Here is a 23,354-nt window from a genome sequence, read left to right on the forward strand (position 1 = left end):
TGGATGCCAGCTTCGGGCCGCTATTCGCCGCGGAGGCCTGCAAGCGTGCGCAACGCAGCATCACGGAGACCCTGGGTCCCTGGACCGGCAGCCAGGATATCCCGGCTGGACGTCCCCAGGACCTGCGGGTACGCCGCCCCAAAGGTCCGGCGCAGGTCTGCCGGGGTGGCGCCCTGGGCGCCCAGCCCGGGAGCCAGGATGGGCCCGCGCACTGCCGGGAGGTCCAGGTGCAGGTCAGTCAACGCTGACCCCACGGTGGCGCCGACGACGAGTCCGACGGACCCCAGGCTGCCGGCATAACGGCTGTTCTCCGCCGCCGCCGCCTCGACGATCCGCCGGGCCACGGAGTCGGCTCCGCCCACATGCTGTACGGAAGCCCCCTCCGGATTGGAGGTCAGCGCCAGGACAAATACGCCGCGCCCGTTGTCCGCTGCCAGGTCAAGGGCCGGGCGGAGCGACTCAAACCCCAGGTACGGGCTGAGGGTCACGGAGTCGGCTGCCAGGGACGAGCCGTCCCGCAGCCAGGCATCCGCGTAGGCAGCCATCGTGGAGCCGATGTCCCCCCGCTTGGCGTCGGCAATGGTGAGGACCTGCGCCTGCGTTGCCGCGGCCAGGACCTCTTCCAGGACTGCCATCCCGGCCGACCCGTGGCGCTCGTAGAGCGCCACCTGCGGCTTCACCGCGGCAGCGAGCGAACCGACAGCCTCCAGGACCGTCAGCGAAAACCGCCTCAGCCCTGCGGCGTCGTCGGCCAGTCCCCAGTCCTTCAGGAGGGCCGGGTGCGGGTCAATGCCAACGCACAGCGGCCCGCGGGCCGCCATGGCCGCCCCGAGCCGGGAGCCGAAGGACTCCCGGGCGGGGCTTGATGGTGTGGAGGCGGCCTCAGGCATTCTGCGAAACCGCAGACTCGGCCGCGGCGTTCTCCGCAGCTGCCTTCTGGGACGCCACCAGAGCGGCGGCGTGCTCCTGCAGGCTGGTCACTGACCACTCGTAGGTGCGCATGGCCTCGATGGCCTGCACCGCCGCGTTGAACTCGGCCACCGTGGTGATGCAGGGGATGCCGATGGAGGTCGCGGCGGCACGCAGGGCGTAGCCGTCGCTGCGGGCTTCGCCGCCGGAGGGGGTGTTGAAGACCATGTCGATCTCGCCGGCGATGACGAGGTCTGCGATGGTGCCCTCACCTTCGGCACTGCTGCCCTCGGCGACCTTGCGGACCGTGCTGGCCTGGATGCCGTTGCGGCGCAGGACGTCGGCGGTGCCGCCGGTGGAGACGATCTCAAAGCCGAGGTCCGAGAGGCGCTTGACGGCCATGATGACCGCCCGCTTGTCCCGGTTGGCCACGGAGACGAAGATCTTGCCTTCGGTGGGCAGGGCGTTGTTGGCGGCTGCCTGGCTCTTGGCGAAGGCGGTGTCGAAGTGCTTGTCGATGCCCATGACTTCGCCGGTGGAACGCATCTCCGGGCCGAGGAGCGAGTCCACTACCTTGCCTTCCGGGGTGCGGAAGCGGCTGAACGGAAGCACAGCTTCCTTGACCGAGACGGGGGCGTCGAGCGGCAGCGTGGAGCCGTCACCGGTTTCCGGCAGCATCTTGTAGGCGGTCCGGAGCTGGTGGATGGTGACGCCGGTGCCGATCAGCGCGGCGGCTTTGGCCATCTGGACGCCGGTCGCCTTGGAGACGAACGGCACGGTGCGGGAGGCACGCGGGTTCGCTTCGAGCACATAGAGAACGTCGGAGGCCAGCGCGAACTGGATGTTGATCAGGCCGCGGACGCCCACGCCCTCGGCGATGGCACGGGTTGCCGTGCGGACACGCTCGATCACGTTGTTGCCCAGGGTGATGGGAGGCAGGACACACGCGGAGTCGCCGGAGTGGATGCCGGCCTCCTCGATGTGTTCCATGATGCCGCCGAGGTACATGTCGGTGCCGTCGAAGAGCGCGTCGACGTCGATTTCGACGGCGTCCTCCAGGAACCGGTCGATCAGCACCGGGTGGTCCGGGGTGATTTCCGTGGCGTTGGCGATGTAGCGGGACAGGTTGGCCTCGTCGTAGACGATTTCCATGCCGCGGCCGCCGAGCACGTAGGACGGGCGGACCAGGACGGGGTAGCCGATCTCGTCGGCGATCTTCTTGGCATCGTCGAAGGACACCGCGGTGCCGTTCTTCGGGGCGATCAGCCCGGCGTTGTCGAGCACGCGGGAGAATTCGCCGCGGTGCTCGGCGAGGTCGATCGCTTCCGGGGACGTGCCCAGGATGGGGACGCCGGCGTCGGCCAGTTGCTGTGCCAGCTTCAGCGGCGTCTGGCCACCGAGCTGCACAAAGACACCCATCACGCCGCCGGTGCGTTCCTCCGCGGCGATCACCTCGAGGACGTCCTCCAGGGTCAGCGGCTCGAAGTACAGCCGGGTGGAGACGTCGTAGTCCGTGGAGACCGTCTCTGGGTTGCAGTTGACCATCACGGTCTCGTAGCCGGCCTTGCGCAGCGCCATGGAGGCGTGGACGCAGGAGTAGTCGAACTCGATGCCCTGGCCGATGCGGTTGGGGCCGGAGCCGAGGATCAGGATGGACGGCTTGGAGTGCAGCGCAATCTCGTCCTCCTCGTCATAGGACGAGTAGTGGTACGGGGTGTAGGCGGCGAACTCGGCGGCGCAGGTGTCCACGGTCTTGTAGACCGGACGGATCCCGAGGGCCTGCCGGACACCGCGGACCACGGCTTCGGAGTTGTGCGTGAGGGAACCGATCTGCTCGTCGGAGAAGCCGTGGCGCTTGGCGCGCTTGAGCATCTCCACGGTCAGGGCTCCGGCCTGGCGGATCTCGTGGGAGATCTCGTTGAGTAGCTGGAGCTGGTCCAGGTACCAGGGGTCGATCTTGGTGGCTTCGAAGAGCTGTTCCACGGTGGCGCCGCCGAGCAGGGCACGCTGGACCTGGTGCAGGCGTTCCGTGGTGGGCCGCTTGGCCTTCTCGATCAGCTCCGGGACTTCCCATTCGGGGACGGAGGTGAAGTCCAGCTGGGAGCCCTTCTGTTCCAGGGAGCGGAGGGCCTTCTGCAGGGCCTCGGTGAAGTTGCGGCCCATGGCCATGGCTTCGCCCACGGACTTCATGGTAGTGGTGAGGGTGTCGTCTGCAGCCGGGAACTTCTCGAAGGCGAAGCGCGGAACCTTGACCACCACGTAGTCCAGGGTGGGCTCGAACGACGCCGGGGTCTTCTGCGTGATGTCGTTCGGGATCTCGTCCAGGGTGTAGCCGAGGGAGAGCTTGGTGGCGATCTTGGCGATGGCGAAGCCGGTGGCCTTGGACGCCAGGGCGGAGGACCGGGAGACGCGCGGGTTCATCTCGATGACCACTACCCGGCCGGTGTCCGGCTCGATGGCGAACTGGATGTTGCAGCCGCCGGTGTCCACGCCCACCTCACGGATGACGGCGATGGAGATATCGCGCAGCCGCTGGTATTCGCGGTCCGTCAGGGTCAGCGCCGGTGCCACGGTGATGGAGTCGCCGGTGTGCACGCCCACGGGGTCGAAGTTCTCGATAGAGCAGACCACCACGACGTTGTCGTTTTTGTCGCGCATCATCTCAAGCTCGTATTCCTTCCAGCCGAGGATGCTCTCTTCGAGCAGCACCTCGCTGGTGGGGCTGTACTGCAGGCCCTGGCCGACGATGCGGCGCAGGTCGTTTTCGTTGTACGCCAGGCCGGAGCCCAGCCCGCCCATGGTGAAGGAGGGCCGGACCACCATCGGGTAGCCGAGGTCCTCGGCGGCAGTGAACGCCTCGTCCATGGTGTGGATGATGTGGCTGCGGGCAGATTCGGCGCCGCAGCGTTCCACCACGCCCTTGAACTTTTCGCGGTCCTCACCAAGCTCGATGGCCGCGATGTTCGCGCCGATGAGCTCCACGTTGTACTTTGCCAGCACGCCGTTCTTGTCCAGCGCGATGGCCGTGTTCAGTGCGGTCTGCCCGCCGAGGGTGGGCAGGATCGCGTCCGGGCGCTCCTTGGCGATGATCTTCTCCACCACCTCGGGGGTGATGGGCTCGATGTAGGTGGCATCGGCGAACTCGGGGTCCGTCATGATGGTGGCCGGGTTCGAGTTCACCAGGATGACCCGCAGGCCCTCCTCCTTGAGGACACGCAGTGCCTGGGTGCCGGAGTAGTCGAACTCCGCGGCCTGGCCGATGACGATCGGGCCGGAACCGATGACCAGGACGCTCTTAAGGTCAGTTCTCTTGGGCATTACTTCTTGTCCTCAGTCTTGGAATCGGTGGTGTTCTCTGAGCCGGTTTTGGTGACGGCCATCAGGTCGATGAAGCGGTCAAACAGGTAGGCGGCGTCGTGCGGGCCGGCTGCGGCTTCCGGGTGGTACTGCACCGAGAAGGCGGGGATGTCGAGGCACGCGAGGCCTTCGACGACGTCGTCGTTGAGGCTGATGTGGCTGACCTCGACGCGGCCGTAGCGCTCCTCGGGAGCCTGCGTGGCGCCGTCGAGCGGTGCGTCCACGGCGAAGCCGTGGTTCTGCGAGGTGATCTCCACCTTCCCGGTGCGGCGGTCCAGGACGGGCTGGTTGATGCCGCGGTGGCCGTAGCGGAGCTTGTAGGTGCCGAAGCCCAAGGCGCGTCCCAGGATCTGGTTGCCGAAGCAGATGCCGAAGTACGGCAGCTTCTGGTCCAGGACGGAGCGCAGCAGCTTGACCTGGGCGTCTGCCGTGGCGGGGTCGCCGGGGCCGTTGGACATAAAGAAGCCGTCCGGGTTGACGGCCTTGACGTCCTCGAGGGTGGAGGTTGCCGGCAGGACATGGACGCGGACGCCGCGCTCGGCGAAGCGGATGGGGGTCATGGCCTTGATGCCGAGGTCGATCGCGGCAATGCTGAAGCGCGGCTCGCCGTCCCAGCCGTGGTCTTTGGGGTCCACCACATAGGCTTCGCTGACGCTGACTTCCTCGGCCAGGCGGGCGCCTTCCATCGGGGCGCTGGCCAGGACCGCGTCAAGGAGTTCCTTGTCCGTTGCCTTGGCGGCCTCACCCGAGAAGATGCCGGCGCGCATGGTCTTGTGCTCGCGCAGGTGGCGGGTGATGGCGCGGGTGTCCACGCCCTGGATGCCGACGATCCCCTGCTCAATGAGCTCCTCGTCCAGGGAGCGTTCGGAGCGCCAGTTGGAGGGGCGGCGGGCGGCGTCGCGGACGATGTAGCCGGCCACCCAGATGCGGCGGGACTCGGCGTCCTCGCTGTTCACACCCGTGTTGCCGATGTGCGGCGCCGTCTGCACCACCAGCTGGCGGGCGTAGGAAGGATCGGTGATGGTTTCCTGGTAGCCGGTCATGCCGGTGGCGAACACTGCCTCGCCCAGGGCAGTGCCCTGCGCGCCGTAGCTGGTGCCGCGGAACATCCGGCCGTCCTCGAGGACCAGTACCGCCGGTGTGGGAACTGTGGTGGAAAGGGCTGCTGGTGCCGCAGTCTCTGCTTTTGCTGTCGCTGTTTCTGTCACTGTCTTACTTTCCACTCTGGGGATCCTGGGAATGTTCCTGGGGGGCTGCGGCGATCAATTGCTGAAGGGAGTCATAGAGGGCGTCCTTGTCGGCGGCCCGGCGGGTCCGGAAGCCGGTGTCGAGTTCGTGGGTCCCGAGGTCCCAGGTGAGGACCAGGAGGCCGTCCTTTTCAACAAACTTGCCGGCCATTCCGCTTTCCTGCCGGACGGCGGTCAGGCTGCCGGCCGGGATGTAGATCGCCGGGGCGCCGGTTCTGTCGAAGAGGACGCCATGGGGGTACACGCTGAGAACCGCGTTGGTCCGGATGCCGAGCCTGTGTACCGCGATGCGGTCCAGCCAGTCTCCGGCGGTGGTGGACGCAACGTACTGGCCGTCGGCCCCGGCGAGCGGCACGCCGGGCGCCTCTGGCACGTCGGGCAACCGGCCGACGTCGGCCTGCCGCCTGAGGCGGTTACGCCAGCCTGCCCAGATCATCACCAGGACGACGGCGATGAGCGCGGCCGTAATAAGGCCGGTGAGTAGTTTGGTGTCCATCAGGAGGCGCCTGCCGTAGCCGGTTCGCGGTACGGCGTGTTGAGCTTGCCGTCCAGGACGGTGGGGTGGCCCTTGTAGAAGGTGGACACCACCTTGCCCGGCAGCTCCAGGCCGGCGAACGGCGAGTTGCGGCCCATGGTTGCCATCTTGGCGGGGTCAACGGTCCAACGGGCAGCCGGGTCCACCAGGATGATGTTGGCGGGCTCGCCGGTTTCCAGTGGACGGCCCTGGTCCGTCACGCGGCCTATCTGCGCCGCGGCCGTGGAGGTCACCCTGGCAAAATCGGCCCAGGTCATGAGGCCGGTTTCGATCATGGTGTGCTGGACCACGGACAGCGCGGTTTCCAGCCCGGTCATGCCCATCGCGGCCTGCGCCCACTCGCATTCCTTGTGCTCGCTCGGGTGCGGCGCATGGTCGGTGCCCACCACGTCGATGGTGCCGTCAGCCAGGCCGGCGCGCAGCGCCTGCACATCAGCATCCGTCCGCAGCGGCGGGTTGACCTTGTAGACCGGGTTGTAGCTGCGGACCAGGTCGTCAGTGAGCAGAAGGTGGTGCGGGGTCACTTCAGCCGTGACGTTGATGCCGCGTTCCTTGGCCCAGCGGATGATCTCCACGGAGCCCGCGGTGGAGACGTGGCAGACGTGCAGGCGGGAGTTCACGTGCTGCGTAAGCAGGACGTCGCGGGCGATGATGCTCTCCTCGGCGACCGCCGGCCAGCCGGTGAGTCCCAGGACGGCGGAGACGGCGCCCTCGTTCATCTGGGCCCCTGCGGTGAGGCGGGGTTCCTGCGCGTGCTGGGCCACCACGCCGTCGAACGCTTTGACGTACTCCAGGGCGCGGCGCATCAGCACGGGATCGTGAACGCAGATGCCGTCGTCGGAGAACATGCGGACCTGGGCGCGGGAATCTGCCATGGCGCCGAGTTCGGCGAGCTGCTCGCCGGCCAGGCCGACGGTCACGGCGCCGACCGGACGGACGTCCACCCAGCCGGCCGCGCGGCCCAGGCTGTGGACCTGTTCCACCACACCGGCGGTGTCCGCCACCGGGTTGCTGTTGGCCATGGCGTGGACCGCGGTGAAGCCGCCCAGGGCGGCGGCGCGGGTGCCGGTTTCTACGGTTTCGGCATCTTCGCGGCCGGGTTCGCGCAGGTGTGTGTGCACGTCCACCATGCCGGGCAGTGCCACCAGGCCTGTTGCTTCGATGACGGTGGCGCCGTCCGCGTCTTTGTGGGTGGCAGCGGCTGCGCCCCGGGCGGCGATGATGCCGTCACTGATAAGCAGGTCCTCGGCCCCGGCGCCCAGGATCGATGCACCGCGGATCAGGTAGGTTCCGTTGTTCTCTGCCATCAGTTGCTCTCCTTGGTGGAATGGGCGGCGTTCGAACGCGCTGCATTGGTGTGGGCTGTGTTGGTGCGGGCTGTGTTGGTGGCCGCGCCCGCGGAGGCGGCTGGTTCGCGGGTGTCCCCGGAGAGCAGCAGATAGAGGGTGGCCATCCGGACCGAGACGCCGTTGCGCACCTGTGCAAGCACGGTGGAACGGGGCGAGTCGGCGGCGGCGGAGGAAATCTCCAGGCCACGGTTCATGGGTCCGGGATGCATGATGATGGTGTCCTTCAGTCCCAGGCTGTCCAGCGCCCGGAGCCGGTTGTCATCAAAGCCCCAGCGGCGCGAGTATTCGCGGGTGGAGGGGAAGAACGAGGCGTTCATCCGCTCGCCCTGAACGCGCAGCATCATCACGGCGTCCACACCCTGCGCCAGGGTGTCATCCATGTTGTAGCTGACCTTGCACGGCCAGTGTTCGACGCCGATGGGCAGCAGGGTGGGTGGCGCCACCAGGGTGACTTCGGCGCCGAGCGTGCGGAGCAGCCAGACGTTGGAGCGGGCCACGCGGGAGTGCAGGACATCCCCGGCGATGGCCACGCGCATGCCTTTGAGGTCTGCCCCGATGGACGAGGAGCCCGCCAGCTTTGACCAGTGCCGGCGCATGGTGAAGGCGTCCAGCAGGGCCTGCGTGGGGTGCTCGTGGGTGCCGTCGCCGGCGTTGATGACGGCGGCGTCGATCCAGTCCGTGGCGGCGAGCCGGTGCGGCGCACCCGAGGCCCAGTGCCGGATCACGACAGCGTCCGCGCCCATGGCTGCCAGCGTCTGGGCTGTGTCCTTGAGGGATTCGCCCTTGGAGACGGAGGAGCCCTTCGCGGCGAAGTTGATGACATCGGCGGACAGCCTCTTGGCGGCCGCTTCGAAGGAGATCCGCGTGCGGGTTGAGTCTTCGAAGAAGAGGTTCACCACGGTGCGGCCGCGGAGGGCCGGGAGCTTCTTGACCTCGCGGTCCCCGACGGCAGCCATTTCCTCGGCGGTGTCGAGGATGCGGATGGCGTTGGCCAGGCTGAGGTCTTCAGTGGAGAGGAGGTGTTTCACGCGCCGCCCTCGATAACCACTTCGTTGACAACGGAGCCGTCGGCGGCGGTGTCGGTTTCCTCAAGGCGGACCCGGACCTTCTCGGCGGACGACGTGGGCAGGTTCTTGCCCACGTGGTCGGCCCTGATGGGCAGCTCACGGTGACCGCGGTCGATCAGCACAGCGAGCCGGACGATCCGGGGGCGGCCGAGGTCGATGATGGCGTCAAGGGCGGCACGGATGGTGCGGCCGGAGTACAGGACATCATCGATGAGCACCACAACCTTGTTATCGATTCCCGTGCGCGGGAGCTGGGTGGGGTATGGCGGCCTGGTGGGCTGGTGGGAAAGGTCATCGCGGAACATGGTGACGTCCAGCTGCCCGACAATGGCGGTGGCGTCCACCGTGGGGTCCGCGGCGGCAATCTTGTGGGCGAGGCGGACGGCCAGCGGGTAGCCGCGGCGCGGAATGCCCAGCAGGACCAGGTCCTTGGACCCTTTGTTGGCCTCAAGGATCTCGTGGGCGATTCGAGTGAGTGCACGGTCAATGTCCGCCTGGTTGAGGACAACCCTGGCTGGAACCGGTGCGTTTGTGACAGAAGTCAAACTCTCGTCTCCCCTTTCCCCGCCTCACGGGACGGAATTAAAAAAGGATCATTTGCGTTTCAAAATTACCACATCGGCAAGGGCATCATAGGCTTCCAGTATGTCCATGCACCCTCATCCTCCGGGTTCCGGCCAGGCCGGCGGACCGGCCGGTCCACAGGATCCCTTCCCCACGCAGGCCAACCCCAGCTGGATGGGCCGGGTTGAACCGGAGTACTACCGGCCCGCACCCGGAACCAACGCAGCTCGGTTGCCGCCCCTGGGGCCTCCGCCGGCAAGTCTGGCGGGCAGGCGGCCCAACGGCCTTCTGGCACTCACGGTGGGAGGCGCCGCCCTCGTCTTCCTCAGCCTGTTCCTGGTGGTCCCGTTCCTGCTGGCCAACACCGGCGTGGGCGGGTTTCTGGTGGGGTTTGTGCTGTCCCTGATTCCGCTGTCCGCGGTGCTCCTGGCTGTCTACCTGATCGACCGGTGGGAACCGGAACCCAAGCGGCTCCTGTTCTTCGCGTTTACCTGGGGCGCTGCGGTGTCCATCGCGGTCACGCTGCTCATCCAGCCGTTCTTCGCCCTGACCTTCCAGTTCAGCGACGTGGCTGACTTCCGGACGTTCATGGCCACTGTCCAGGCGCCCGTGGTGGAGGAGTTCGCCAAGTCCCTGGGCCTGCTGCTGATCCTGCTGCTGGCGCGCAAACACTTCGACGGGCCGGTGGACGGTGTGGTGTTCGCCTTCACCATCGCCGGCGGTTTCGCGTTCACCGAAAACATCCTCTACTTTGGCCGGGCCATCGCCGAATCCGCCAACCCTGGAACGGACCTGGCCCAGGTCTTCCTGCTCCGCGGGGTGATGTCGCCCTTCGCGCATGCCATATTCACCGGAACCACCGGACTCATCATGGGTTTCGCCGCCCGCCGCTGGCACTCCGGGGCCTCGGTGCTGGCCTTTGTCATCGGACTGATCCCGGCCATGCTGCTGCACAACCGATGGAACAGCATGGGCGCGGGGTTCCTGGCGGAGTACATCCTGATCCAGGTGCCCATCTTTGTGCTGGCCGTTATGGGGATCATCCTGCTCCGCGTCGCAGAAAACCGGCTCACCCGCCAACGGTTGATGGAATACTCCGCGGCTGGCTGGTTCAGCCCCGCCGAGGTGGAACTGCTGGCCACCCCGCGCGGCCGGCGGACCGCCCTGCAGTGGGCGTCCGGCTACCACCGCCGCCCGCAGATGAAGGCGTTCCTCCACGCTGCCACCCAGCTCGCCTTCATCCGGCAGCGCATCCTCAGCGGCCGCGACGTCCGGCTTCACCAGCTGGAGGAGCAGCAGCAGCTGCAGCGGATTCTGTCCCTGCGCGCCGCCGTCGCGGGCTGACTCGGGCGCCGTTCGGTTCCTCCGGCCAGGTTCCCCGGCGAGCCTCCTGCAAAGCCGTCATTGACAGTGCCTCATCAAGGACTTTGCCGAAGTTCGCCGCATCGTGGGCGAACCGGCCCAGGAAGAGCCCGGAGACGCCGTCGAGCACGGGCAGCAGCCCTGGCTTTGCCGCCCCCCCATAGATGACCGGCAGCTCCCCCAACGCGCTGCCTGCCTCTTGAGAATGTGCAGCCAGCAGCGTTCGCAGTGAACGCACGACGGCGGCGACGTAGCCTGCGTCGGCGGGCTCCGCTGCGCCAATGGCCCAGACCGGTTCGTAGGCGATCACGAGCCGGGATGCCAAGGCCCAGTCACCGCCGACCGCCTCGTCGATCTGCTGATGGACAAACGCAGCCGCTCCGTCGGCTCCGGTTCCGCTTTTTTCTTTGCGTGTTTCCTCGCCCACGCACAGCAGCGGCGTGATGCCGGCGCGGTCCGCTGCCCTGACCTTCCGAGCGATCATGGTGTTGTCCTCGCCGAAGTGCCGCCGCCGTTCGGCGTGGCCGATCTCCACGAGGCTTACCCCAAGCTCGGCCAGAAGCGACGGCGACACCTCACCTGTCCACGGGCCGTCCGCCCAGCCGCAGTTCTGGGCCCCAAGCAGAAGCGGTGATCCTGAGATGACGCCGCCGACGGCCGGAAGGACCGGGAAGGAAGGGATCACAAACGGGACCACCCGCCCGGCCGCAAGGGCCGGACGGGAGTCCACTTCATGCTGTATGCGGGCGAGCCAGTCCAGGCAGTCCCGGTATCCCATGTACATCTTGGTGCTGACGCCGATGTAGAGGATATCCGGTGTGCCGCTTTGGTCAGCGCTGCTGCAGTCAGTCATGGTGTCCGGTCACTTGTTGTCGAGCAGATCGTCGGCCTTGTTGCGGAACCTCTTGGTGGCGTACATCATGATGGCCGCCACGAACGGAAGCACGCCCAGGGCGTACACACCCATGGTGCCCGTATCCGATGCGGTGACCTGGTTGACCGTGGTCCGCAGGATGGGGGCCACGAAACCGCCCAGGTTACCCAGCGAGTTGATCAGGCCGATGCCCGCAGCGGCCGCCGTTCCGGTGAGGAACGCCGTCGGGTAGGACCACGCGATGGGACCGATCGAGAGGAAGCTGCACACCGCCAGGGTGATGAAGATGATGCCCAGCGCCGGGAGGTGATTGGAGCCCGCCCAGGCGGAGCCGAAGATGCACAGGCCGGTGGAGATGAACAGGCCCGTGCCCCAAACGCGGCGGCGGACGATGGTGTTGGCCGCCTTGCCGATGAAGTAGCACGCGAAGATGCCGAAGAACCATGGGATGGCCGCCAGCAGGCCCACTTCGATGCCCACCTTCTGCCCGGTGAGCTGTGCCACCTGCTGCGGCAGGTAGAACGTCACGCCGTAAACGGCGATCTGGAGGCAGAAGTAGATGGCGGTGAAGTACCAGACCTTGCGGTTCTTCATGGCGGCGAGGACACCGCGCGGGCCGTCCTTTTCCTTGACCCCGTCTTCGAGGGCCATAACGTCCAGAAGCGCCTTCTTCTCGTCCTTGTCCAGGAATTTCGCGTCCTGCGGGGAGTTGATGAGGAAGAAGTACGCCGCAATACCGGCGAGTACCGCCAGCATGCCTTCAACGAAGAACATGACCTGCCAGCCGGCAACGCCGGGAACCTGGTCACCAATGTTGATGAGCCACCCTGACAGCGGGGCGCCCATCATCTGGGAGAACGGCTGGGCCAGGTAGAAGATGGCGAACATCTTGACGCGGACCTTGTTGGGGAACCAGGCGGCCAGGAACATGATGACGCCCGGGAACAGGCCGGCCTCGGTAACGCCCAGCAGGAAGCGCAGGATGATGAAGGACGTCTCGCCCTGGACGAAGGCGAAGCAGGCGGAGACGATGCCCCACGTGATGGCGATGCGGGCCAGCCACACTTTGGCCCCGAACTTGGTCAGCAGCAGGTTGGAAGGGATCTCGAACAAGGCGTAGCCGATGAAGAAGATACCGGCGCCCAGGGCATAAGCGCCGGCGGTAATGCCCCTGTCCACTTCAAGTGCTGCCTCGGCGAAGCCCACGTTGGTGCGGTCCAGGAAGGCCACGACGTACAGGATGACGAGCATCGGCATCAGCCGGAAGGAGGCTTTGGAGATCGCCGATTTGAGGACCGGTGAATCCAGTAATTCCTTGGTGGCGTTTGTTCCAGTGGTGACAGTCATTCAAACTCCTCGTTGAGTAAGCAGGTGAGCAAATCAGTGGAAGGTGGAGCGATTAGAGCGAGAAGGCGATGAGTATTGCGCCGGCCAGGCAGGCGAACACGCCCACGGCCAGGTAGATTCTGCGTTCCTTGGTCCAGGAGCCCATGGTGGTCCTTCCTAGTGCATGTAGAGTCCGCCATCCACGTTCAGCGTCTGGCCGGAGATGTATCCGGCGTCCTCGCTGATGAGGAAGGCGATGGCTGCTGCGATGTCGCGGGTGGAACCGACGCGGTTGACCACGAGGTCCTTGGTGAGTTCGTCTTTGCGTTCCTGGCTGAGGGTGCCGCCCATGATGTCCGTGTCGACGGGGCCGGGGGAAATGGCGTTCACCGTGATGTCGTACTCCCCCAGCTCGCGGGCGGTGGCGCGGGTCAGGCCGATGACCCCCGCCTTGGCCGCGGAGTACGGCGTTTTGGAGAAGGTGCCGCCGCCGCGCTGCGCGGAGACGGAAGAGATGTTAACGATGCGTCCGATCCGGTTCTTCGCCATGGATTCGGCAACGCGGCGGGTGGCGTAATGGACACCGTTGAGGTTGATGCTCATAACGCGGTCCCATTCAGCGGCGTCCAGTTCAAGATACGGAACAGGTGAGCTGACGCCGGCCACGTTGGCCAGTGCGACGACCTGCGGCAGCTCAGCCTCGATCGAGTCGATGGCTGCGCGGACGGAGGCTTCGTCGCCGATGTTGGCGCCGACGCCGTGGGCCTTCACGCCGTACTGGGCGGCGACTTCCTTGGCGGTGGCCTGGGACTGGGCGTCATCCAGGTCGATGATGCCGATGTTCCAGCCCTGGGCGGCAAGGTAGCCGGCCGTGGCGCCGCCGATACCGCGTTGGGAGACGGCGCCGGTGATGATGGCGGTGCGTTCAGCCGGGAAAGTGGCCATGGAAATGCTCCTTAGTTGATGGGGGCCGGGCCGAGCTCGTCGATGAGCTTCTGCATGGCCACGTAGGCCCTGTTGCGGTAGGCGATGAGTTCCGGGGTGCGTTCGGCCGGGACGTTGAGGAAGCCGGCGCCGGTCTTGGTGCCGAGTTTGCCTGCTTCCACCAGGTCACTCAGGATCCTGGGCGTGGCGAAGCGTTCCGGGAATTCGGTCTGCAGTGACTTGTAGCAGAAGTTGTAGACGTCCAGGCCGGCCATATCTGCGATCGCAAACGGACCGAAGAACGGCAGGCGGAAGCCGAAGGTGGTGCGGACCAGGGTGTCCACGTCCTCAGCGGTGGCGATTCCCTGCTCCACGAGCTGCGCGGCCTCGTGGAAGAGGGCGTACTGCAGGCGGTTGAGGACGAATCCGGTGACGTCCTTGACCACCGCGGTCTGCTTGTTGGCGGCATGGACCAGGTCCCGGACGGCTCCGATGGTGGCGGCCGACGTGCCGGCATGCGGGATGATTTCCACGCCAGGGATGAACGGGGACGGGTTCGAGAAGTGCACGCCGAGGAACCGCTCCGGGTTGGCGACCGGCTCGGACAGTTCCGCGATGGAGATGGTTGACGTGTTGGAACCGATGATGGCGTCCGGTCGGGCGGCTGCGCTGATCCGTGCCAGCGTCTGGTGCTTGATGGCGATGACTTCGGGTACGGCTTCCTCGATGAAGTCGGCATCCGCCACGGCTTCCTCGATGTCCTTGGCGGCCCACAGATTCTGCTTGAGGATTTCCGTGGAGCCTGCCGGAAACAGGCCGTCGGCGACGAACTGGTCCGATTCGGCCAGCAGCCGCTCATAGTTGTTCTGCGCCACCTCGGCGGAGACATCGGCCAGGGCAACCCGGGCTCCGCCCAGTGCCAGGACCTGGGCAATACCGCCACCCATGTATCCCGATCCGACGACGGCGATCTTGCGTGCGCTGTTAGGTGTTGTGGTCATGATCAGACTGCCTTCGTGTATTCGGGCTCATAGGAGCAGATGGCGTCGACCTTGTCGGCAGACGCTGAACTTTCATCAAAGCGGTACTCGAGCCACTCGCCCACGAGCTTCTTGGCGAGTTCCAGGCCGATGACCCGCTGGCCCAGCGTGAGGACCTGTGCATTGTTGCTGAGGACGGATCGCTCTACGGAATAGCTGTCGTGGGCCGTCACCGCGCGGATTCCGCGTACCTTGTTGGCCGCGATGGCCACACCCAGTCCCGTTCCGCAGATGAGGAGTGCGCGGTCCGCCTCGCCGTCCGCCACTTTGCGGGCGGCTTTGACCGCGACGTGCGGGTAGGCGGTGGCATCGTTGGCCGCAACCCCGATGTCCAGCACGGAGGCAACGCGGCTGTCTGCCGTGAGCAGCGCCTTCAGGGCTTCCTTGTACTCGACGCCGGCCTCATCGTTGCCGATGACGATGCGCCAACCTGCGTGGGTGTTCATGTTGTTGCTCCTTTTCCGGCCGCGTAAGCCAGTTCAGAATGGACCAGCCCTGGCTCCGTGAAGTTTGGCTCCGCCAGGCCAGAGTGGATGTATGCGGCAATCCGTTCGGCGATCAGCCCAAAGGAGACCGCGCCGGGGTCGGGGTGCCCGAGGCTCTTTTCGGCCAGCGGACGGGCGCGGCCCTTGAGCGGGCGCAGTTCCGCCGTTTTCGCAGCCGCCGCCCTGGCAGCGGAGGCGGCAACGGTGAGGGCCTGGGCCAGGGTGGTGCCGCCGTCGAACTCCCGGAGGAACGCCTCCCGGAAAGGCAGGAGCGCGTCCACCATGGTCTTGTCGCCCGGCTCGGCCTTGCCGAGCTCAGTGACGGCGCCCACGAATGCGGCCACGGCGGCGATCGCGTCCTCATTGGTGTAGGTTGCCCGGCTGCCCAGGGCAACTCCGGACGCGATGACCGCAGATCCCCACAGTGCTCCTGAGGTGCCGCCGGCCCGTTCGCTCCAGGCTTCACCGGCTGCTTCAAGCACGCGTCCCACCGACGCGCCGGACGCTGCGGCCTGTGCCGCGGCGTCGGAAGCTGCCTCCACGCCGCGGCGCATGCCGAGGCCGTGGTCGCCGTCGCCGGCAATGGCGTCCAGGTTGCCCAGTTCCTCTTCGTGATCGACGACGACGTCCCGCACTTGGGCGAGCACGGCGGCTGCCAGCCGGCCCAGGTCCGCTGCTGCCGCCGTCGTTTCTTCCACTTCGCCGGCCACGGCGTCTTCCGGTCCGGTCAGCTGGCGGCGGGCACGCGGAGCCAGGTTGCCCTTGCGGTAGGCCGGTGAGTCTGCTGGCGCGGCCCAGTAGTGTTCGAGTTCCTCGTCCAGCCAGAGCAGCGTCAGGGAAAGCCCGGACATGTCCAGGCTCGTGACCAACTCGCCGCATTCCGGTTCCACCACGGTCAGTCCGGCGTTGACGAGGTGTTTCTCGATCTTGCCGAACAGGAGGAAAAGTTCGTCGTACTTGACGGTACCGAGGCCGTTGACGATGGCCACCACGCGGCTTCCGCGGTGATCCGGGGTGTCCGCGAGGAGGCGCGAGACCAGCAGTTCGGCGAGTTCGGACGCCGTGGGCATGGGATGTTCCGAGATGCCCGGTTCCCCGTGGATGCCCAGGCCCAGGGACATCTGGCCTGCCGGGACGTGGAAGAGCGGTTCGCTGGCGCCGGGCAGGGTGCAGCCGTCGAAGGCCACGCCCAGGGAACGCGTGCGGTCATTGGCCTTGATGGCAAGCCGTTCCACCTCGTCCAGGCTCAGGCCCGCCTCGGCGGCGGCACCGGCGATCTTGAACACCGTGAGGTCGCCGGCGATGCCGCGGCGCTTTCCGATCTGGTCCAGTGGTGCACTGGCGATGTCGTCCGTGACGGTGACCGTGCGGGTCTCGATGCCTTCGGCGTTCAGGCGCAGCTGCGCCTGGCCGAAGTGCAGGACGTCGCCCGCGTAGTTGCCGTAGCTCAGCAGCACTCCCCCGCCGGCATTTGCCTCTTTGGCCACGCGGTAAATCTGCCCGGCGGCCGGTGACGCGAACATGTTGCCGCAGGCGGAGGCTGTTGCCAGCCCCGGCCCAACCAGACCGGCGAAGGCCGGGTAGTGGCCGGAGCCGCCGCCGACGACGAGTGCGACCTGGCCGGCGGGCACCTCAGTCGAGCGGACCACACCGCCGTCCACGCGGGCAACGTATGCGCGGTTGGCAGCGACGAAGCCGTCCAGTGCCTCATCCGCGAAATCAGCGGGATTGTCAAAGATCTGCGTCATGGCTCTTCCTAGACTCCTGCCAGTTCCGCGGCGGGCAGTTGCCGGCCCTGGGCAACCTGGCTCTGGCCCAGCGCATAGCCATCGGACTTGGGCAGGATGTGGCGGCGCAGGTACTCCTGGTTGCTGGCCGTAACGCTGAGCCCGTCTCCGCCGTAGTGTTCGGTGCACAGGATGCCCTGGAAGCCTACGGACAGTGCAACCTTGAAGGCTTCGCGGTAGTTGATGAGGCCGCTCTCCATCGGGGCGGGCATGGTGATGTAACTGTCCCGCGCCACGTCCTCGTCCCGGATGTAGTTCTTCATGTGCCAGTAGTTCGAGTACGGCATGGTCTTGGCTACCATTTCGCGCCAGTCCTCGATGGGCCGGTGCAGCCGGATCAGGTTGCCGAGGTCCGGGTTGAGCCCAACATTGGCCAGGCCGATGTCCTGCACCAGCTGTACCGAGGAGTCCGCCGTGCCGAGGTAGGTATCCTCGTACATCTCCAGGGAGAGCAGGACACCGGCGTCTGCTGCGTGCTGGCCCAGCTCACGGATGCGGGAGACCGCATTGCCCCACACTTCCTTGTCCCCCACCGGGTCCTTGTAGCCCTCAACGGTCCAGAACCACAGCTGCTTCTGCTGCTCCGGGGTAATGGCTTGGTGCAGTCCGATGGACACTACTTCGCATCCGAGCTCGGCGGCTGCGTCGATGGTCCGGTGGCTGTAGGCGAGGTTGTCGGCCCAGTCCGTCTGGTGGATCACGCTGCGGCGGATGGCGGAAATGACCGGGATCCCGATGCCTACATTCCCTGCGGTCTGCTTGAACTCGGCGAGCCGCTCTTTGCTCAGATCGCCTGGACGGACCCAGCTGTCGGTCAGGTCAGCGTTGGCGAAGCCGGCTTCCTTGACCTCGGTCAGGACTTCCGCCCAACTGGACGCGTCGGCGTCGTTGATCTGCGTGCCCTTGGCATCAGTTCCCGGAAACTGCAGCAGTGCTGCGGTGATGGGCCAATTCTCAGCTGTGTAAGCCACGGTGCTTTACTCCTTCGTAATCCTCTTTCCTATAGGATCTACTACCAAAAAAGAGTTGTCAAGATCACTTCCCTGAGTGGCCCCGCCCATCCCATCCGGGTAGCAGTAAGTGTCGTTTTGAGGGTTCAAAACGACACTTACTGTTACCTAGTCGCCGCCGGGTTTAGCTTTCCGCGGCGTCGGCAATGGCCCGGGAACGGACCTTGCGGATGTGGTCCGCCATGGCTGCGGCTGCTTTGTCGGGATCGCCGGTGGTGACGGCAGCCAGGACTGCCTCGTGTTCCGCGATGGCGTGCTCGGCATCCGTAATGCCCACGCCGCCGAAGAGGCGGAACCGTTGGACCTGTCCCCCGAGGGCTGAGTAGGCGGCCTCCATAAACTGGTTTCCGGTTTGCCGCGCAATCAGCTGGTGGAACCGCTCGTCCGCTTCGAAGTAGTCCTTGAACTCGGCAAACGAAGGTCCCCGGGGCGCAGATTTCAGGTCCTCGACGGCCTTCCCGAGCTCGGCCAGGCCGTGCTGGTTGATGCGTTCACAAGCCAGCCGGGCGTTGACGGGCTCGATTGCCAACCGCGCCTCCATCAGCTCGGCAAAATCCTCCTGCGTAAAAACGGGAGCCACGCGGTAGCCTTTCAGCGCCACTCTCCGGACCATTCCGGTGTGCTCAAGCCGAGCAAGGGCCTCGCGGACCGGAGTGGGAGAAACGTCCAGTTCGCGGGCCGTCCCGTCAATGCTGACTACGGCGCCGGGCGCCAGCCGGCCATCCATAAGGGAGGCCAGGAGCTCCGCGTAAACGTGGTCCGCCAGCACCTCGCGGCTGACCGCGCGGCCGGTCCTGCGGGGGCCGGTCTGGTCATCTGTGCTGCTGCCGGCGCGGGGGCCTGTGGACGCGTTTTGCATAGTCAGATCCTATAGGAAGCGCCGGTCAGCGATCGTTTCCGGAGAGATAAAGAGCCCCGGCCAGGTGGACCTGGCCGGGGCTCTTTATGACGCCGTGCGCGGGCTCTTGGCCCGCGGCGTAGCAGCTCAGGCCAAGAGGGAGGGCTTCAGCTGCTGCAGCCGGCCGAGGAGGCCGTTGATGAACGACGGCGATTCATCCGTTGAGAGCGTCTTGGACAGTGCCACTGCCTCACTGACCGCGACACCGTCGGGAACGTCGTCGTTGTACAGCAGTTCCCAGGTGCCGATCCGCAGGATGATGCGGTCCACCGAAGGCATACGTTCCAGGGTCCAGCCCTGGGAATAGGTCTCGAGGAATTCGTCGATGGCGGTCTGCTGTGAGACGACGCCTTCCACGATTTCCAAGGTGTACGGGTTCACGATCTGGTCTGTCAATTCGCGCCGGGACCTGAGTACATCGAAGGCGGAAACCGAGCGCTGCTCGGCTTCGAAGAGGACATCCAGTGCCCTGTTACGGGCCTTACCGCGTGCGCTCACTACTCGCTGACCCGGCCGAGGTAGCTGCCGTCGCGAGTATCGACCTTGACCTTGGTGTTGTTCTCGACGAACAACGGAACCTGGATCTCGTAGCCGGTTTCCAGCGTTGCGGGCTTGGTGCCGGCCGAGGAGCGGTCGCCCTGCAGGCCAGGCTCGGTGTAGGTGATCTCGAGGACAACGCTGGGCGGAAGTTCGATGTAGAGCGGGTTGCCTTCGTGGATGGCGATGTTCACCATCTGGTTCTCCAGCATGAAGTTGGTGGCGTCACCAACAGTGGCGCCGGAGACGGTGAGCTGGTCGAAGTCCGAGGTGTCCATAAACACGAAGTCGGCACCGTCCTGGTACAGGTACTGGTAGTCCCGGCGGTCAACCGTGGCGGTCTCGATCTTAAGACCGGCGTTGAACGTCTTGTCTACAACTTTGCCGGACATCACATTCCGCATCTTGGTCCGCACAAACGCGCCGCCTTTGCCGGGCTTGACGTGCTGGAATTCAATGATGTTCCAGAGCTGGCCCTCGAGCTTCAGGACCGTTCCGTTCTTGATGTCGTTAGTGGTTGCCACTGGTATCCTCTGGTTTCTATCTGTCTGCTCAGTTGTCAGACGTTCTATGCCGGCCAGGCATGCCGAACGGCCTGCCAGCGCGTGTTTATCAAAAATCCAAGAACCATTCTACCGGTAAAACCCGGGCGGCTTGCGTCCGGGCCTCCCGGCCACCCACCTCAGAACCGGATAGGCGTGTCAGCAGGCGAGATCCAGGACGTCGCGGGCCCGCTGAAGGGCAACGGTGGATGAGTAGATCTGCGCGGCATCAGCCGATTGCGCAACCCGAAGATCCAGTGCCCGGGCAAAGGCTTCCACCGCGGCCGACGTGTGTCCGGCGGCGTACTGGGTCTTGCCCAGGTGTTGCAGGACCAGGGCTTCACGGTCAGTTCCGTGGAACTCCGCAAGCAACTGGCGGAACAGGTCCAGGGCACGGTCCGTACGGTGAGAGACACGCAGCACCTCGGCCTCGAACGTACGGAGGCGGAAGGACTCAGGGTCCTTGAAACGGGCCTCCGCAAGCAGTTCGGCCGCCTCCGCAGCATGTCCCTCCACGATCAGGACGAAGATCTGGTCCGACGGGTCCGTGGACGCCGCGAGGGCCTCGCGGCAGGCATCCTCGTTGACGATCTCCGGCAGCAGGGACTCCGGGTTGATCCGGATTCCGGGGAAGCCACCCTCGGGCCAGTCGCTGGTGCCCGCCACGTCGCCCTGCATCAGGAGGCGATTTCCTGGTAGGCCGCGAAGAGCAAGGACGTGTCCGGGACATCCAGGATGCCCGGCTTGGCGATGCCATCCAGGACCACAAAGCGCAGGAGGTCCCCGCGTGATTTCTTGTCGCGCCGCATGCCGTCCAGCAGCCCCTGCCAGCGGTCCCGCCGGTACGTGACCGGGAGTCCCAGTGTTTCCAGGATGCTGCGGTGGCGGTCGGCGTCGGCATCGCTGAGCCGGCCAACGCTGCGGGCCAGTTCAGCGGCGAACATCATGCCCACCGATACTGCCGCGCCGTGGCGCCAGGAGTACCGCTCCACGAGTTCAATGGCGTGGGCCAGGGTGTGGCCGTAGTTCAGGATTTCGCGCAGCCCGGATTCCTTGAGGTCTTCCGAGACCACTTTGGCCTTGACCGCAATGGCGCGTTCAATGAGTTCGCGCAGGGCGTCCGATCCGGGGTCGGTGGCCGCCGCGGGGTCCTTTTCGATCAGGTCAAGGATGGCCGGATCTGCGATGAAGCCGCACTTGATGACTTCAGCCATGCCGGAAATGATTTCGTTCCTGGGCAACGTGTTGAGGGTGTCCAGGTCCACCAACACTCCGGCCGGTGGGTGGAAGGAGCCCACCAGGTTCTTGCCCTCAGCCGTGTTGATACCGGTCTTTCCACCCACGGAAGCATCCACCATGCCCAGCAGGCTGGTGGGCATGTGGATGACCTTGACGCCGCGGAGCCAGGTAGCCGCCACAAAACCGGCCAGGTCGGTGACGGCCCCGCCGCCCACTGCCACGATGGCGTCCGAGCGCGTGAAATCGTTCTGGCCCAGGACCTGCCAACAGAAAGCGGCGACCTGGATGTGTTTGCCTTCTTCGGCGTCCGGGATTTCCGCGGTCAGTGAGGTGAAACCCGCTGCAGCCAGCTCATCGCGGACCGTATCCCCGGTGAGCCGCAACGCACGGGGATGGATGACCAGCACACGCCGGACCCGCTCCCCCAGCAACGCCGGAAGGTTCCCCAGCAGACCGCGGCCAACTACGACGTCGTAATTCTGCCCAGCGGATTCGCCGGTGACCTTGATGACTGTTGAATCGACGCTCAATTTTCAACTTCCTGTTTGGCGGCCGCGTAGTCACGCAGCGCAACTTCGAGCCGGTGTCCCAGCTCGCTGACCGAGCCCTGGCGGACATCCACCACAAGGTCGGCCAGCCGTTCGTAAACGGGTTTCCTGGTAATAAACAGAGCGGACCATCGGGCCATGGCATCGCCGGCGAGCAGCGGCCGGCCCGAGTTCCGGGCGATGCGGGCGGCCACGGTTTCCTCATCACATTCGAGGTACACCACGGTGCAGCGGCCCAGGAGCTGCTGCGTGCCGGAATCCAGCACGGCGCCGCCACCCAAGGAAATCACGCTGGCCGCGCTTTCTGCATGCTCCACCGCGCTGGCAACGGTCCGGGCCTCGATCTCCCGGAACGCGTGCTCGCCGCGGCCGGCAAAAATGGAGGCGATGCTGCCATGGGCGTCCACGATCAGGTTGTCCGTATCGACGAAGGGCACGTCCAGCAGCTTGGCCAACTCGTGCCCGATCGCGGACTTTCCCACCGCCATGGGTCCGATGAGGACAATGGGCCGGTTGCCAGGCACCCCGGCCTTACGGCTCCCGGGCACTAGTGGCCGATCGAGTCCAGGGATGCCGGAATGTTGTCCAGGTAACCCTTGATGTTGCGGGCGGTCTCCGCCACGGAGTCACCGCCGAACTTTTCGGTGACGGCTTCCGCCAGAACCAGCGCGACCATCGCCTCGGCCACCACGCCGGCAGCCGGCACGGCACAGACGTCGGAGCGCTGGTGGTGCGCCTTGGCAGGCTCCCCCGTGCTGACGTCAACCGTGCGCAGGGCGCGGGGCACCGTGGCGATGGGCTTCATGGCCGCCCGCACGCGCAGGACGTCGCCGATGCTCATGCCGCCTTCAATGCCGCCGGCCCGGTTGCTGGTCCGGATGATCTTGCCGTCCGCGTCTTTGACGATTTCGTCGTGGGCAGCGGAGCCGCGGCGCGCAGCTGTCAGGAAACCGTCGCCGACTTCCACCCCCTTGATGGCCTGGATGCCCATCAGGGCGGCGGCGAGGCGCGAATCAAGCCTGCGGTCCCAGTGGACATAGCTGCCCAGTCCCGGCGGCAGTCCGTACGCGAGGACCTCCACCACACCGCCCAGGGTTTCGCCTTCCTTGTGGGCGGCGTCAACTTCGGCCACCATGGCATCGGAGGTCTCGCGGTCAAAACAGCGCAAAGGATCGGCGTCGAGCGCAATCACGTTGGCCGGAACGGGCAGCGGACGGCCCTCGGGCACGGTCACGCTGGCGATGGAGACGGTGTGGCTGACCAGTTCGATGCCGAGCGCCTTGAGGAACTGGGACGCCACGGTGCCCATGGCAACCCGGGTGGCGGTCTCCCGTGCGCTGGCGCGTTCCAGGACGGGCCGGGCCTCGGTGAACCCGTACTTCTGCATCCCGGTGAAGTCTGCGTGGCCCGGACGGGGCCGGGTCAGCGGTGCGTTGCGGGCCTGGTCGGCCAGGATTTCCGGATCCACCGGATCGGCAGCCATGATCTGCTCCCACTTGGGCCATTCGGTGTTGGCGATCTGGACGGCCACTGGACCGCCCTGGGTCAGGCCGTGGCGGACGCCGCCGAGAATGGTCACGACGTCCTGCTCAAACTTCATCCGGGCGCCCCGGCCGTAGCCAAGGCGGCGGCGTGCCAATGAATCGGCGATCTGCCCGCTGGTGAGTTCAACACCGGCGGGGACGCCTTCAATAATTCCCATCAGGGCCGGACCATGGGATTCACCGGCAGTCAACCAACGCAACATAATTTCC

Annotated in this window: 22 protein-coding genes; 1 reads left to right on the forward strand and 21 read right to left on the reverse strand. The window is 66.0% G+C overall.

Annotated elements, in window-relative coordinates; translation table 11 throughout:
* Positions 1 to 20: 20 nt before the first annotated feature.
* The 7 genes from pyrF to pyrR are packed head-to-tail and all read right to left on the reverse strand — an operon-like array spanning position 21 to position 9,009.
* Entirely contained in the window at positions 21 to 890 is an 870-nt protein-coding gene (pyrF, locus tag ASG77_RS01445; RefSeq protein WP_056340224.1) for an orotidine-5'-phosphate decarboxylase, read from the reverse strand.
* Positions 883 to 4,227 (reverse strand): carbamoyl-phosphate synthase large subunit, encoded by a 3,345-nt coding sequence (gene carB / locus ASG77_RS01450; protein WP_056340227.1) that lies wholly within the window; start codon positions 4,225 to 4,227, stop codon positions 883 to 885. The genes pyrF and carB overlap by 8 nt, the downstream gene beginning before the upstream one ends.
* Positions 4,227 to 5,498 carry a glutamine-hydrolyzing carbamoyl-phosphate synthase small subunit gene (gene carA / locus ASG77_RS01455; RefSeq protein WP_056340230.1) on the reverse strand — a complete coding sequence of 424 codons (1,272 nt, stop codon included), beginning with the start codon at positions 5,496 to 5,498 and terminating at the stop codon, positions 4,227 to 4,229. The genes carB and carA overlap by 1 nt, the downstream gene beginning before the upstream one ends.
* Positions 5,479 to 6,009 carry a PH-like domain-containing protein gene (locus ASG77_RS01460; RefSeq protein WP_056340233.1) on the reverse strand — a complete coding sequence of 177 codons (531 nt, stop codon included), beginning with the start codon at positions 6,007 to 6,009 and terminating at the stop codon, positions 5,479 to 5,481. Before ASG77_RS01460 ends, carA begins: the two co-directional genes overlap by 20 nt.
* On the reverse strand, positions 6,009 to 7,355 hold the full coding sequence (locus tag ASG77_RS01465; protein WP_056340236.1) for a dihydroorotase: 1,347 nt from the start codon (positions 7,353 to 7,355) through the stop codon (positions 6,009 to 6,011). Before ASG77_RS01465 ends, ASG77_RS01460 begins: the two co-directional genes overlap by 1 nt.
* Positions 7,355 to 8,425, reverse strand: a complete 1,071-nt coding sequence (locus ASG77_RS01470) for an aspartate carbamoyltransferase catalytic subunit (protein WP_056340239.1) — start codon at positions 8,423 to 8,425, stop codon at positions 7,355 to 7,357. Before ASG77_RS01470 ends, ASG77_RS01465 begins: the two co-directional genes overlap by 1 nt.
* A complete protein-coding gene (gene pyrR / locus ASG77_RS01475) occupies positions 8,422 to 9,009 on the reverse strand; it encodes a bifunctional pyr operon transcriptional regulator/uracil phosphoribosyltransferase PyrR (RefSeq protein ID WP_056340241.1) in 588 nt (195 codons plus the stop codon). Before pyrR ends, ASG77_RS01470 begins: the two co-directional genes overlap by 4 nt.
* Positions 9,010 to 9,109: 100 nt before the next feature.
* Here pyrR and ASG77_RS01480 point away from each other — a divergent pair, with 100 nt between their 5' ends.
* Entirely contained in the window at positions 9,110 to 10,372 is a 1,263-nt protein-coding gene (locus tag ASG77_RS01480) for a PrsW family intramembrane metalloprotease (protein ID WP_056340245.1), read from the forward strand.
* Here the strand turns inward: ASG77_RS01480 and ASG77_RS01485 are convergent.
* From ASG77_RS01485 to aroC, 14 genes are all read right to left on the reverse strand, one after another.
* Positions 10,284 to 11,243, reverse strand: coding sequence for a triose-phosphate isomerase family protein (locus tag ASG77_RS01485; RefSeq protein WP_082575772.1), 960 nt, complete (start codon positions 11,241 to 11,243; stop codon positions 10,284 to 10,286). The two genes, ASG77_RS01480 and ASG77_RS01485, sit on opposite strands and share 89 nt — an antisense overlap.
* 9 nt (positions 11,244 to 11,252) lie before the next feature.
* Positions 11,253 to 12,611 carry an MFS transporter gene (locus ASG77_RS01490; RefSeq protein WP_056340246.1) on the reverse strand — a complete coding sequence of 453 codons (1,359 nt, stop codon included), beginning with the start codon at positions 12,609 to 12,611 and terminating at the stop codon, positions 11,253 to 11,255.
* A gap of 156 nt (positions 12,612 to 12,767) precedes the next feature.
* Positions 12,768 to 13,535 carry an SDR family NAD(P)-dependent oxidoreductase gene (locus ASG77_RS01495; protein ID WP_056340249.1) on the reverse strand — a complete coding sequence of 256 codons (768 nt, stop codon included), beginning with the start codon at positions 13,533 to 13,535 and terminating at the stop codon, positions 12,768 to 12,770.
* A gap of 11 nt (positions 13,536 to 13,546) precedes the next feature.
* Positions 13,547 to 14,515, reverse strand: a complete 969-nt coding sequence (locus tag ASG77_RS01500; protein ID WP_056340252.1) for a 3-hydroxyacyl-CoA dehydrogenase family protein — start codon at positions 14,513 to 14,515, stop codon at positions 13,547 to 13,549.
* A 2-nt stretch (positions 14,516 to 14,517) separates the two neighbouring features.
* The gene (locus tag ASG77_RS01505) at positions 14,518 to 15,000 is read right to left on the reverse strand and encodes a ribose-5-phosphate isomerase (RefSeq protein ID WP_056340254.1); all 483 of its coding nucleotides are present in this window, start codon (positions 14,998 to 15,000) and stop codon (positions 14,518 to 14,520) included.
* On the reverse strand, positions 14,997 to 16,787 hold the full coding sequence (locus tag ASG77_RS01510) for a dihydroxyacetone kinase family protein (RefSeq protein ID WP_056340258.1): 1,791 nt from the start codon (positions 16,785 to 16,787) through the stop codon (positions 14,997 to 14,999). Before ASG77_RS01510 ends, ASG77_RS01505 begins: the two co-directional genes overlap by 4 nt.
* Before the next feature lie 8 nt (positions 16,788 to 16,795).
* A complete protein-coding gene (locus ASG77_RS01515; RefSeq protein ID WP_056340261.1) occupies positions 16,796 to 17,797 on the reverse strand; it encodes a sugar phosphate isomerase/epimerase family protein in 1,002 nt (333 codons plus the stop codon).
* Between the two features lie 163 nt (positions 17,798 to 17,960).
* Positions 17,961 to 18,695 carry a GntR family transcriptional regulator gene (locus tag ASG77_RS01520; RefSeq protein ID WP_082575773.1) on the reverse strand — a complete coding sequence of 245 codons (735 nt, stop codon included), beginning with the start codon at positions 18,693 to 18,695 and terminating at the stop codon, positions 17,961 to 17,963.
* A 126-nt stretch (positions 18,696 to 18,821) separates the two neighbouring features.
* Positions 18,822 to 19,232: a transcription antitermination factor NusB gene (gene nusB / locus ASG77_RS01525; protein ID WP_056340263.1), complete on the reverse strand. Its 411-nt coding sequence runs from the start codon at positions 19,230 to 19,232 to the stop codon at positions 18,822 to 18,824.
* A complete protein-coding gene (efp, locus tag ASG77_RS01530; RefSeq protein WP_056340266.1) occupies positions 19,232 to 19,795 on the reverse strand; it encodes an elongation factor P in 564 nt (187 codons plus the stop codon). Before efp ends, nusB begins: the two co-directional genes overlap by 1 nt.
* A 177-nt stretch (positions 19,796 to 19,972) precedes the next feature.
* Complete coding sequence (locus ASG77_RS01535) at positions 19,973 to 20,491, reverse strand: tetratricopeptide repeat protein (RefSeq protein ID WP_056340269.1); 519 nt, start codon at positions 20,489 to 20,491, stop codon at positions 19,973 to 19,975.
* Complete coding sequence (gene aroB, locus ASG77_RS01540; protein ID WP_056340272.1) at positions 20,491 to 21,582, reverse strand: 3-dehydroquinate synthase; 1,092 nt, start codon at positions 21,580 to 21,582, stop codon at positions 20,491 to 20,493. Before aroB ends, ASG77_RS01535 begins: the two co-directional genes overlap by 1 nt.
* Positions 21,579 to 22,124 (reverse strand): shikimate kinase, encoded by a 546-nt coding sequence (locus tag ASG77_RS01545; protein WP_268760631.1) that lies wholly within the window; start codon positions 22,122 to 22,124, stop codon positions 21,579 to 21,581. The genes aroB and ASG77_RS01545 overlap by 4 nt, the downstream gene beginning before the upstream one ends.
* A 23-nt stretch (positions 22,125 to 22,147) precedes the next feature.
* Positions 22,148 to 23,347 (reverse strand): chorismate synthase, encoded by a 1,200-nt coding sequence (gene aroC / locus ASG77_RS01550; protein ID WP_056340275.1) that lies wholly within the window; start codon positions 23,345 to 23,347, stop codon positions 22,148 to 22,150.
* Between the last annotated feature and the right edge of the window lie 7 nt (positions 23,348 to 23,354).

Origin of the sequence: Arthrobacter sp. Soil762 (genome assembly GCF_001428335.1) — a bacterium.
Lineage (GTDB): Bacteria > Actinomycetota > Actinomycetes > Actinomycetales > Micrococcaceae > Arthrobacter.